The organism is Niveibacterium sp. COAC-50, from assembly GCF_013184235.1.
GTDB classification, from domain to species: domain Bacteria; phylum Pseudomonadota; class Gammaproteobacteria; order Burkholderiales; family Rhodocyclaceae; genus Niveibacterium; species Niveibacterium microcysteis.
On sequence record NZ_JABCJM010000003.1, the window covers coordinates 157,533 to 169,842 of the forward strand.

11 protein-coding genes are annotated in these 12,310 nt (G+C 59.0%); 5 read left to right on the top strand and 6 right to left on the bottom strand.

The features are described 5' to 3' along the window. The first annotated feature begins 2 nt into the window (after positions 1 to 2). The 5 genes from HH302_RS13795 (at position 3) to HH302_RS13815 (ending at position 6,390) form a co-directional block, all read left to right on the top strand. Positions 3 to 542 carry a DUF3304 domain-containing protein gene (locus HH302_RS13795; RefSeq protein ID WP_172202815.1) on the top strand — a complete coding sequence of 180 codons (540 nt, stop codon included), beginning with the start codon at positions 3 to 5 and terminating at the stop codon, positions 540 to 542. Beyond that, entirely contained in the window at positions 539 to 1,066 is a 528-nt protein-coding gene (locus HH302_RS13800) for a DUF3304 domain-containing protein (RefSeq protein ID WP_172202816.1), read from the top strand. The genes HH302_RS13795 and HH302_RS13800 overlap by 4 nt, the downstream gene beginning before the upstream one ends. Further along, positions 1,048 to 2,904 (top strand): DUF2235 domain-containing protein, encoded by a 1,857-nt coding sequence (locus HH302_RS13805; protein ID WP_172202817.1) that lies wholly within the window; start codon positions 1,048 to 1,050, stop codon positions 2,902 to 2,904. The genes HH302_RS13800 and HH302_RS13805 overlap by 19 nt, the downstream gene beginning before the upstream one ends. Before the next feature lie 171 nt (positions 2,905 to 3,075). After that, positions 3,076 to 4,185 carry a T6SS immunity protein Tli4 family protein gene (locus HH302_RS13810; protein ID WP_172202818.1) on the top strand — a complete coding sequence of 370 codons (1,110 nt, stop codon included), beginning with the start codon at positions 3,076 to 3,078 and terminating at the stop codon, positions 4,183 to 4,185. A gap of 1,104 nt (positions 4,186 to 5,289) precedes the next feature. Then, positions 5,290 to 6,390 (top strand): hypothetical protein, encoded by a 1,101-nt coding sequence (locus HH302_RS13815; RefSeq protein ID WP_172202819.1) that lies wholly within the window; start codon positions 5,290 to 5,292, stop codon positions 6,388 to 6,390. A 180-nt stretch (positions 6,391 to 6,570) separates the two neighbouring features. On the opposite strand, the gene HH302_RS13820 is transcribed toward HH302_RS13815, so the two are convergent. From HH302_RS13820 to csm6, 6 genes are all read right to left on the bottom strand, one after another. Next, on the bottom strand, positions 6,571 to 8,523 hold the full coding sequence (locus HH302_RS13820) for an ATP-binding protein (RefSeq protein ID WP_172202820.1): 1,953 nt from the start codon (positions 8,521 to 8,523) through the stop codon (positions 6,571 to 6,573). Next, positions 8,513 to 8,878: a hypothetical protein gene (locus HH302_RS13825; RefSeq protein ID WP_172202821.1), complete on the bottom strand. Its 366-nt coding sequence runs from the start codon at positions 8,876 to 8,878 to the stop codon at positions 8,513 to 8,515. Before HH302_RS13825 ends, HH302_RS13820 begins: the two co-directional genes overlap by 11 nt. 50 nt (positions 8,879 to 8,928) lie before the next feature. Continuing rightward, positions 8,929 to 9,465 carry a hypothetical protein gene (locus HH302_RS13830; protein WP_172202822.1) on the bottom strand — a complete coding sequence of 179 codons (537 nt, stop codon included), beginning with the start codon at positions 9,463 to 9,465 and terminating at the stop codon, positions 8,929 to 8,931. A gap of 71 nt (positions 9,466 to 9,536) precedes the next feature. Beyond that, entirely contained in the window at positions 9,537 to 10,511 is a 975-nt protein-coding gene (locus HH302_RS13835) for a hypothetical protein (RefSeq protein ID WP_172202684.1), read from the bottom strand. Between the two features lie 102 nt (positions 10,512 to 10,613). Then, positions 10,614 to 10,925: a hypothetical protein gene (locus tag HH302_RS13840; protein WP_172202823.1), complete on the bottom strand. Its 312-nt coding sequence runs from the start codon at positions 10,923 to 10,925 to the stop codon at positions 10,614 to 10,616. A gap of 199 nt (positions 10,926 to 11,124) precedes the next feature. Further along, entirely contained in the window at positions 11,125 to 12,309 is a 1,185-nt protein-coding gene (gene csm6, locus HH302_RS13845) for a CRISPR-associated ring nuclease Csm6 (protein ID WP_172202824.1), read from the bottom strand. Between the last annotated feature and the right edge of the window lies 1 nt (position 12,310).

The following is a 12,310-nucleotide window of genomic DNA, read 5'->3' on the forward strand; positions in this document are numbered from 1 at the left end:
TGATGACATCAACCCTATTGAATATCCGTCGCGCGCTGTTCTTCGCAATGTGCGCCATGACGCTTGCCTCATGCGGAAACAAGGGCACGGACAATGATGCCAAGCCTGAAGGCAGCGTGAGTTCCATCTCGGGCTACAACTACACCATTGAGGGCATTCAGGAGTTCAGCGTTAATGGCGCTTGGGGCGGCGGGATCAGCATTGGCGGCGGCGGCGGCAATGTCTGCTGTGTCGAGTTGCCTGAAAAGTGGACGCCGGGCCTGAGTGCAAAGGTGAGTTGGCGGCGCACAGACTGCCGAGGCGACAAGAAGATCGGTTGCCCTGAGCGAATCGAAGACCTGGAGAAATGGCCAGAGGTAACAACCACCAAGGTTATCGCCATCGAGCCCTACGACCGCCCCAACACCGTCCAGGTCATGTTCTTGCCCAACGACGAGGTCAAGATCTACGTCTTCGATGCAGGACCGATTCATCCGGAACATCAGTCGAAACTTGGCCAGCCGCGCCCCCTTGATCACCCGGAATGGAAACCCGCGCAATGATTCGAACGCTGGCACCTTTTCTGGCAGCAGCTTGGCTTGCCGCTTTCCTGAATGGATGTGGCAACAAGGCCGCCAACGATGCAGCCAAACCTGAAGGCAGCGTGAGTTCCATCTCGGGCTACAACTACACCATTGAGGGCATTCAGGAGTTCAGCGTCAACGGCGCGTGGGGCGGCGGGATCAGCATTGGCGGCGGCGGCGGCAATGTCTGCTGTGTCGAGTTGCCGGAAAAGTGGTCGCAGGGGCTTAGTGCAAAGGTGACATGGGAGCGCAGCGACTGTGGCGGTAGCGGTCCCGGCAATGAACGCTGTCCCTTTGGAAAGCACCCTTGGCCGCGTAAAGCGCTTGAAGCGACGGTTGCGATTGAACCTTACGACCGCCCCAACACCGTCCAGGTCATGTTCCTGCCCAACGACGAGGTCAAGATCTACGTCTTCGACGCAGGACCGATTCATCCGGAGCACCCATCGAAACTTGGCCAGCCGCGCCCACTTGATCACCCGGAATGGAAGCCCGCGCCATGAGTGCCTTTATTCCCCCAACGCCTGCTCAACCCGCCACCACGCCGTTTTCCACGAAAGAGATGTTCCAGCGGGCCCGTTCCGTCAGTCAGGACGCAACGAGTGCACCGGGCTGTATGCAGACCGTCTCGATCGGCGTATTTTTCGACGGCACCAACAACAACAAGAAGCGCGACCAGGAAGACGTCAAGGATCCCAACGCCCGCAGCCACTCAAATATCGTCGTACTGCATGATGCCTACGCTGACGTCAGGCCGCGTCATTACCGGATCTATGTCCCTGGCGTCGGCACCCCTTTTCCGAAAATAGGCGAACTCACGGAAAGCAGTGATGGCAAATCGATGGCGAAGGGCGGCGAGGCACGCCTGTATTGGGCAATGATCCAGGTGATCAACGCAATACACCGCGCAGCAAACGAAGACCGGCCAATGATTCCGGACAGCGAAGCCAAACAACTCATCAACGGCCCGAGCTTTCTCGCAGCACAAGGATTTTTACTGACGGCGGAAAGCCGTCGCCGTGGCGTCTTTCATGAATTGGGCCGTCGCCTGCGCGCGGGCCTAAAGGACAAGAAACCCGCCGTGTGCCTGGTCAACCTTTCAGTTTTCGGTTTTTCTCGTGGCGCGGCAGAAGCGCGCGCGTTCTGTAAATGGATGGTTGATCTGTGCGAGCCCGCCTCGGGCCGCCAGGCATTCTTTGGTGTCCCGCTGCGCTTTCAGTTTCTGGGACTGTTTGACACTGTCGCATCAGTGGGCTTGGCGAACTCGGCGCCTGTTCCGAATGATGGCGGCTTCATGGGCTGGGCCGACGGCACCATGGAACTGCCCGACGCCATCGAACAATGCGTGCACTACGTGGCTGCGCACGAAATCCGTAAATCGTTTCCGCTCTCGACGGTAAGAAAGAGCAAGTGCCCGACCGAAGAGCGCATCTACCCCGGCGCGCACTCTGACGTCGGCGGCGGCTACGCGCCAGGCGAACACGGCAAGGCAAAGTCGCGGGACGAACTGCTATCACAGGTTCCGCTTATTCACATGTATCAGGCTGCCCGTAAGGCTGGCGTTCCGTTGATGGAAGACGCCGAATTGGAACGAAACGGTCGCGAAGAAACCATGTTGGATCTGAGAATCGACGAGACTTTGGCTGCGCGTTTCAACGAATATCGCCGTGTCGGCCCCGGTAGCGGCGATATAGGGATAGTCCATCTGGAACATATGCGCCTGTATTGGCGCTGGCGGATCGCGTCGGGCGTGAAGTTCGAATCGCTCGCGAGCTATCGGGCTGCAAACACTCAGGATCGCGTCGACCTCGCCGCCAGCGAGATGGACTTCCGGCGCGACCTAGCCCAGGCCACACGCGACGAGCAAGCCGTAAAGTGGCGTGAAGCGCATCCGGTGCAGGCGGGGTTCGTGCTGGCAAATAGCCACCCCAAGGACATTGCGGTTCTCAGCAAGGCCGAGGAAATTGCATTAGCCGAGCTTCGTGCGAAGGCGGCGGTACCGCCGTTGGTTGCCGAATTCTTCGATCACCACGTGCATGACTCGCATGCCTCCTTCTACCTCGTCGGCCCGACCTCGGCCTACGACCGCGCGCAGATGATCAAGGCCGTCGAAGCAAAGCAGAAAGCAGGAAAGCCGCTCAACGGTTTCGAGCGGCGCGTTGCTGCTCTGCAAAAGACCAATCCTGGCGCATACCCCATCATGACCGATGCCGACTACAACGACTTGCTCGAAATGGACGGGTGGAAGAACGAAGCGACAATCAAGTGGGCCGGTATGACTGCCACACGACGCGAAAGCGAGGGGCACGTGCGCGAGCGTGTTTTGTTCGACCAGAGCTAGCCGCATACCCGAATGCGATTGTTGCATCGGGTCAGCCAGCTCAGCGCGCTTCGCCTACCCAACATCGTTGGTTGCGGAAAATGACAGACCGACCGACGAGCGCGACGCGCGCGAGACCAGACTGACCAAGCTGTCCCCCGAATTCAGCCGCCCTATTGCCGAGACGGAAGCATGAGTCAGACGACCTTTACTGACGTGTTGCGACGCCTTCTGCCGTTGCTTCTGATAGCGGTGACGGGAACATCGATCGCGCACGAACCTGCGACAGGCTGGCGAACCGAATGCGTCGGACGGATGCAATTAAGCCTTCCCGGGGACGCCGAAATCGCAACGAACTCAGCAAGGACGATGGAGGCTCAGTACAAGGTCGTTGGACAACAACCTCCATTCGAGTTCGCTGATGGCGAAGTCGCGGGATGGTCTTCGATTCACTACTCAGGAAGAGTACTGGTTAGCCATAGGCTGGGACCAAGGGACGTGCGCACACTAGAACGCGCCTGGATTGACGATGCCGAGCAATCAAAGCGTTGGGCCAAGAACAAGGCTAGTGGCACCGGAGAAAGACTCGTATTTGAAGCTCTGAGTGTTGCACCAAAGCGGGGAATTGCGACCCGTGTGAATGCAGCCTACGACGTTTCGCTTCTTATTGACGACCGCATTATTCGGCAATCTTCGTCAGGCCAAGGCATGGGCGGGCCCGACCAAATGACGCAATTCCACAGCTTCGCCACAGGGGCCGTTGCGCGTCCCTATGGTGACATCCCAAATAGGCCCGGCATCTGCCTGCCATACTTCTTCGTCGGTGATGACGGGCGCCCTGCTCGCTCAATCGGCACAACATACAGACTGACTAACCACCCGGACATCACCGTGTGGCTGGAAGACGCAAGCGCACTAGAGCGAAGTAGCGAGCAGATCGAAGCAAAGCTGGAACCTAGAGCAAAGTCTGATTTCTTTTGGTCGAACTATGACTCGTCCAGCCGGCAATCACTTCGCAGCGAATGGTCGCCCCCCTACCGAAACCTTAGCTTTGCCGAAACGAAGGCGGTTGAATCATTCGTACAGATCGTGCGCAAGGACAGTTCGGTCGACTTTGGATACCTCGTTGTTGGACGGGGCGACTCGAAGGCCAAACCCGACGCTTCTGACTCGATGCTATATGTGATTCAGAACACGAAAACGGCTCGAGACATGGGCATTGAGCCTCTTAGGAGAGACGCATTTATTGAATTGGCACAAGCCATCGCGGCGAGCGTTAAACGCCGCACCACCACACCCTAGGCGCAAGACCGCGACGCACCTCAACGGTCATCCTCGTCGTCGGTCGCGCGTCTATATGCCAGAACAGAGCTGAGGCAACACTGGTGGTCGAACATCCGGTTGCCCGTAATGTGCGCTCCTTCTGCAGCACCGTGCTGAGCCAATGCGCGGATAGGTCGTCCAGACTGCACCGACTACGCACCCGTACTTACACCCGCCCACGATCGGGAAAATCTGCAACGGCCGCATTCAAGAGGGCGCATGCCGGCTGTTTCACAAGTGCACTGCAAGCAGTCCTGAAATGGGTACAGCAAAGCACAGACAGCATCCGCCAAACCTCTCATGACGCCTCGGCAAAGGCCTTCCTGATTGCAACACAGCGCTATTTACATAATTTAACAAGAACAGCCGCCGACCTCCCTCCTCGGCGGCATACGCGATTGATTCATATAGTTTTTTATTGAACTCCTGCAACTCGCCCACAGTCACCAATGGTCCACAACGAATATGTGAAAAACGGTGCATTTCGAAGGACTTTTCACAAAACCACTCCAAACTGCATCTGGAATGCAGGTTCTTTACCCGACTCAAAGAGAATTTGGATTCAAATAGCTATTAGGTCGTTTTGAGTGCAGGACTCATAGTTCTCCCAATCCTAAAAACTCATGGATTGGAAGGCTGCAAATGGATTCGGATTCAACACTTGCCTTGGTGCTGCTCCAAAGTGGCGGAGCATTACGTGTACCGATACGGTGCGCGGCGCGAATCTTGGGATTGCAAGTGCAGACCATAAGGAACCGGCTAGTGCAAGGTACTTGGCCGCTGCACCGGTATATAGAAGGCCGGCGCGTCTATTTTGACGCGCGTGAAATCGCCGCAATGATCGACTGCGGATTAACCGAGCGCACTGCTAGTCATGCCCCAGCGGCACCTCGCCGCGGGCGACCCTACAAATCAGTTCGGGTCCAGCGGTGAGCGTAGTGGTTGAGAGCCAAGCATCTATGTGCATTAGCGGCCGAGCTACCTTGTCTTCGGGTCGATTGACGGGTGCATCAGCGGGGCGCGCCATCCACCCGCCATCCCCCTCGCTTGATTGATGAATCGATTTGTTGCGGGATCCACTATATGGAATACGGAGAATTTAACGTTATCCCCAAACACAAACAGATTGCCGCGGAGGCGATCCGTGCGTTTGAGGCAGTGTTTGTGGGATGGAAGTTTCCCGGCCAGCGCACCACCGAGCTCTATTTGAAACTGTGGACGCGAATATGCAAAGCCGGAGGCCTTCCACAAAAGCTAAGCACCGTTCGGTCGAAGCGCTACTTTTATCAGCTCCGCGCCGCGGCGATTTACGTTTGTGTAAATCGCATGTTGGAGCTACTCACCAGACTCATGGGTGTTAATTTCGGTATGCCGGCTGAAACGGTTGAACGCATAGCAAGTGAGCTGCTCGCAGAAGTTGATGTACTGAAAGCGCTGGAACCGGATTATTTGAGGACACGTTACAAACACAAGACTGGCAGCCTGTGGAAACGCCATGTAGCGAAGAACAAGACTTCGCCATCGCCCGGTAGAAGCAAGAGGAAGAGCATCGTGGGCCTGACTTATGACGATCTGCTGCGCCTATGGGAACTATCTTCCGGCAGTCTATATAGAGACGCTTTGGCGGTCAGCCTTGCGACTGGGTGCCGCCCTCGTGAGATAGCCCTCGGTGTTGGCGTCAACGGTGGAGGCGGCGCACGATTGATGATTCAGATTCTTGGAGCAAAGCTGACTGACCGAACAGGGGCCCGCATGCGCCGACTTGGATACCATGGCGACGAGACGCCCTGGCTTACTCATCTCACTGAGCTCGCGCGCTCCGGAGTTAACCAAGTGACGTTTGATCGCCAGCAGCAGGCCAAGTACTTCTCTACGACGGTTGGCAGGTGGTCAGACCGATTATGGCCCGAGCGGAAAGTGAATCGGGTCACCCCATACTCATTGCGCCACCTAATGTTCAGCCAATTCAAACAAATAGAAGGTCGCGGCTGGGAGCTTGTGCCCGCAGCGTTTGGGCAACGATCCGCCGCCAGTCCATCGCACTACGCGCGTGGTAGCGGCTCCGTCGTAGGGCTATTGCCAGTCCCGTTGCGCGTGGAGACTTCCAATCCGCCAGCTAAGCGGATCAAGAAGGCGCCACCCGAGTTGCGAAGTTCAACCGATTGGAGCGACGGGCCCACATAGCTGAAGCGCACCCAAGGTTTCACGAGCGGTGGGGTCAAGCACAACGGGAACTCGTAGCCAGTAGGTCGTGGCTTTGCTGACGTACTGGTTCTCGACGCGATCGCGATAGATCCGCTGCGACGCGGCACCTGGGAGAGATAACGCCGCGTCGCCGGCGGTGGACGTTAGGTCTTGTGGCGCTCAGCCAGAGACTCGGCGTAGACCGGCCTTAATGTCATCAGCGGTAATCGTAGGCTGTTTAATGCCTTCTCGCATTGCGCGACTGACAGCATGATTGGTCGCCTGCTGCAGCGCTTCCTTAATGTTGGCAATCGACTCACCAGCGAACACCTCGGCACAAAACCCGTCAGTCACGTCGTTTCCGATGGAAGCCTTGGAGACGCTTTTCCAGTTGCCGACGTAGCCTGCGATGACGTCCGCGGTCGGCGTTGCGAACTCGAACTTCTCGCTGAAACGACCACCGCGCAGCGCAGCACTGTCAAGCTTTTCCGGGTGATTCGTGGCAGCGATCCAAACCACGTCATGCACCTTGCCGCCGGAACCATCGATAGCCTGAAGTAGCTTGTTGGTAGCCGAAACTACGTGACTCGGCGCATAGGCACGGTCGCCCAGCACGTCATCGGCTTCGTCAAGAAAAACGATGACCGGACGAATATCACGGGCCGTCTTCACCAAGTCATCGATCTTGGACGGGTCGCTGATCAACGTATTTCCGCTGATTTCCAGGAAGGCCCAGCCGGTCGACTTCGCTAAGGCGCGCGCTGTGAGGGTCTTTCCCGTCCCAGGAGGGCCTGAGAACAGCATGCCGGTCGGCACTGTGGCACCAAACTCCTCGTAGTCTTCGATGCTCTTCATTCGGTCGGCAACCGAAAGCAGCGCGGCATGGTCAGCTGGCGCCATCGCAACCTGTTCGACGTTGGGGGTGTCTTCGGGAATATGCCCACGACGACCTTGAACAGTACGCATCGCGGCCTGAAGGTGCTCGTAGCTGACACTCCGCACGCTGCGCTTCCTGGCATCGAGCCCCGCTTGTTCAATGACGGCCTTCAGGCGCGCCACCGAGTATCCCTGCCAGCGCTTGGCCGCCTGATCAAGCGCTGATTGCTCAAAACGGACGCCAGAACACTTGCGCACAGCATCAGCAATGATGGCACGTCGTGCTGGAAGGTCAGGCGGGGCCACTTCAATCTTGAAGTCGAAGCGACCCTCGCGAACGGCGGCTGGGTCCAGCCTGTCCAGATGGTTCGTTGCCGCAACCACCACCACGCCAGCATCGCGGATGTCCACAAGCATGGTCAGCATCGCCGCCGTGGTCTTCGGGGCCTCTTCGCTCGAAGTGCTCATTGACGAACGATCGCGGATCACGGCATCGATCTCATCCAGAAAGAGCACGCACGGAGCCTGCGCTCGCGCCTCGTCAAAAAGGCGCTTCGCGTTCACCGTCGTTTTGTTGAGCCACTGGCTACTAAGGTGCGCAAAGGACACTGCGATAAACGGAAGTTTGAGTTCTCCAGCGAGCGCCTCCGCAAAGAAACTCTTTCCGTTGCCAGGATCACCGGTCAGCAGGATGCCGTTGCGTGCGGTAGCGCCCTTGCGGCCCGCGGCGACGATCGCGTTACCTGCATCTGCGAGCCGCGACTTCACATCCTCCATGCCAACAACGTTTGCAAAACTGGCCTTCGCCTTCACTGCCGGGAATTGCAGAGATTCCTCGCCAGGCCCGTCGGCTGCGCCCTCTCCCCAGCCTGCGTGCCCCCTCGTCCGATCAAAGCCAGGACGCTTGATTAACTCACGCAGGAGGATTATGCCCGCAAGGCTTGCGCCTACGACGAACACCTCAATGTAGATATTCATCCACTCCCAGGCGCGGAACATGAAGATCACAACGGGCGTCAACATGGCCGACGGCCACCACCAGCGCTCAACTCCGCCCAACCAAACCACCAGCGCTGCAGCCACGAAGTAGATCGCAAAGAACAGCATCAACCCGCCAACGTCCCCAACGGCAGCAGCCTCCCTGTACGGATCGAAGCTGTGAGTCGTGAGAACCATAAGGAATGCGAGAACCACCGCTGCCATCTGCACAAAGCCAAGCAGTCGAGCCAAATTGTGGCGAATTACGTTAGCGCTCATAGCGCACCTCAACTTCTGCAGCACGACGGTACTGAGCGAGCCACGCCGAACCACCATCGGCCGTGCGCATCAGCCCCTCCTTGACGCTCGAACCAAGCTCCACACGCTGGGCACCTTTGTCTTTCCCTTGAGCTAGGGTGAAGCGAGCCGTTGCCGCCAGCTGACCATCTGCCCGCATGACGGTATAGGTGAGCACCTTCGAGCACCCCGGCGCAGCGGCGCACTGAGCCTTCGCCTCGGTTGCGAACAAGCCGTTGGCGGCGATAGCGGGCACAGCCCAACGATAGAGGCCGATCAGGCTGGCCAGAAGACCTGCAAGGCAGACGCCCAGTGCGATTTGATTGGTGCGGTTCATGACTTCGATGTATCCGTTGTTTCCTTATGCTATCCGGGATGCGCACCTAGTCACCCCCCAATTGAGCAAAATGCCACGAACGGCGAGAGGCAAAGTACGGCCCTTGTGAAACCGACCGGCTGATTCAGACGAAACATCTGGAAGGGGTTTTCTTCATCCCTCCGAAGCGACCAGCGCACCGAGAACTCGACCAGTGCGATGGTGGGCAGAACGGTTGCCCCCAGCGCGATCATCAGACCGCTACGATCTCGCCCGAGACTCGCGACCAGCCCGCCGGCGACCAGCAACTCTGCAGCGACCCATACGGACATGAACTGCAGCATGCAGAAGGCAGGACGTCGGTAGATACGGGCGGGGAGCCTGTCGAGCACCTGCGCGCTCGCGACCAGTGCCCATGCAGTGCAGAACGCCCGCCCCAGAAACGCCACGGCGTCGGGTGCAAGGCCGGCAAGCAGGGATGGACGCGGCACGTTGAAGAACAGCGCCGCGCTGAGAGGCACCATTAGGATGCAAGCGATGACCTCGCTGCGCACGTCGAGTTCGTGTTCTGCGGTGCTCGGCTCAGAAGGCTGTTGATTCAGGTTCATGAACGGATCGCTTTCGACAGGCTGGACAGTGGGTGTTCGGGGCAGTGGTGACGGTCAGCGAATGGCTTGATTCAGTCGAACATCGAGCCGCTGTCGCTCCATGAAGACGAATCCGAAAAGCTGCTGATTGAATCGCTGCTTGAAGACCAGGCATCGTCAGTGGACGAGAAACTGCTACCCGAATCCCAGCTCGACGAGCCAAAGTCGTGGGACGACGAGAAGGATGTGTGGTCCGTGCCGTAGGTATTGCCGGCGACATCGAGGCCACCGATGCCGCCGATCATCGGCAGCCCGGTCGCGGGGTTGATCGCGAAATCGTCACTGGATATGCCGCTCGACACCGCGGAGCTATCCAACCAATCCGTTCCCGTAGACCAGTCCGTGCTGGTCAGCCAGTCGGCGCGGGTGTCAGCGGCATCAAACCCCATATCGTCCAGCGCGCTTGAGACGGAATCCTCCCAACTTGCCAGCTCGGCGACTGCGAAGCCGGCGGCTGCTGCACCGGCCACGCCAACCCACGGCGACCAATCACCGGACGCGATCCAGGCCTGTCGGCGCGCGCACTCCTCGCTCGAACCGCCTTGTTCGCTCCAGTTTGACCAGGCCTGGCGCAGCACAGCCTCCTGGCCGGCCTTTCTGGCAACGATGCGACGCGCGACCAAGAACCCGAGCACCGCGTTAAGTGAGCTGGTCACCAGCAACATCACAACGGTGTTGGACATCATCGGCCGAAGCGGTAGCGCGACACCAAATTCGGCAAGCACGATCGCAACGATCCAGCCGCAGGACAGAAAGATGAACTGCCGCTCAAACGCCGCAAATGCGCCCTGGCTCAGAATCGCAGGCACCAGCACGTCCCGAAGCGCCGGCGGCGTCGGCTTCGCGCGCAGCCAGATCGGCATCAGCGGGGCAAGGATCCAGCCGGTGGCCAGGTAAGCCGCCACGAGACGCAGCGCCTGCGGCATCCATGAAACATGCTGCAGCAGCCCGATGTTGCCGACAAACAGAACCAACGACAGGAAGATGCCGCGAAACAGGTACCTCATGATTTTCGACCTCCGCTGTTCGATGGTTGAAGTGATGGATTGGAAGTATTCCGCTGAAGTGCCGCGCGCCGGTGGCGCGGCAAGCTTGTCAGGGATCGAAACTCAGACGCTTGCGAGAGCGCCGCACTGGAAATGAGCAACAACATCGGAGTACCCGCCACCGCGAGCACAGCACTCCGGCCCTGCATCGGCCGGGCAAACGCTCGTCCTGGCCACGCACGCTTTCTCGAATGCGGCGCCCAGCGCCAGTCGCGCACCGTTGGCCATTGCGAGCATGTCGTCACCGCAGGGCTTATGCAGCCAGCGAGCGAAGTCGCCACGGGTGAGTTGCGGGCGTGAATCGCCGCGACACGCCAACTCCAACAGAGCCCATTCGCTCGCATCAAGAATGATCCGCTCACCACGCACTTCCATCTCCGCTGCTCCTCAAGTGTCGATGAGGTGCAGTGTGCCGCTGCTCGAACGCCGGAGACGCGCGCAACAAGCTTGTCGTCACCGCAACAAAACAGTCGCGACGCTCGGGGCTCGGTTGCCCGCGATGAGGCAGTCCCGCGAGTCTTCTGTTCGGCAGGCAGACAAAGGACGACCGGGAAGGTGCCCAACCGTGCCGAAGTCAGACCGATTTCAGCGGCATATCGATGATGCTGATGCGCTCTTGCGGCACACCGGCAAGCGCGATGGCCAACGCCTTACCACGCCCGCACCGCTTGCGGGAGAACCGGTAAGGTTCGGCGTTAGCGCCCGACAAGGCTAGCCGGACAGCCTTCTCGATACGCGACACCCGTTCAGCCCAGGTGTCCTTGTCGAAACCGTGCTCAAGCGCCTTACGGAGCTTGATAAAGTCCGGATGTGCATCGTCCCATTCGAGGACCTCAAGGTAACAAGCTAGAAAGTCCCCGATTACGTCATCGGCGTCGCGCTGGGAAATGAATGCAGCCGCTCCCAGCGCCTTGGCTCGGCGGGCGTGCCAAAGGTAGAAGGCAAATAGCTGTGGAGCCAGGGCGACGTCGCGTCCCCCGCAACGCAGTACTTGCCTCGGCACATCGAGTTCGATCCCGATTGGGCCTAGTCCAGACTGCGCCGCAACGACGGTTGCGGAAAAACCGGTTGTGCCGGTCTTGACCGGCTCCGGCAATCCATAGCGGAGTCTGACGAACGGGATGTCTGCAAGGAAGATCCTGGCGTCGCTGCTGCGCGCCGTGCGCAACTTGTCTGCGGTCTGAAGCACACGAGGTTGGGGCGGCGGATAGAAGAAGTCCGGGATCTGCTCAAACGGAGCGGACACCAGTACATGCGAGAGGCGGTCCTGCTCGCGACCGAACAGCGACAGCGCGTAGCCCGCATAGAAGCCCATGGTCTTGCGCCCGCCAGCAAGGGAAACATGCACCGCACAGTCTGCGTCCTGAGTATGGCTGCGGACCCAGTCCATGATCGCGTCAGCGGCACGCTGGCTTTCCTCCGGCGATCGGATGTCTTCAAGCTCATCGCCCTGAGCATCGGTGAGCGTCTGGATATGGCTGCGATCGAACGCGATTGGCGGCAAACCGTAGTCACGGCATAGGGCGTGAAAATGCCCTGAGGCCAGATCCAGCAAACGCAGTTCGATCTGGCGCATCCCCTCGGCGGTGGTGAGTACATGGATCTCCGTCGGCACAAACGGCTCGCCGCTTTCAGGCCGGACCAGCGCAAACAGCGTCTCGGTCAGGACCTGCGGGGTCATGCCAGTCACCGCCAGCAGTTTTCGCGTCGGGTAGGATGACGGCGAGCCCGGCAGGATCTGCAGACTATGAACTGTCATG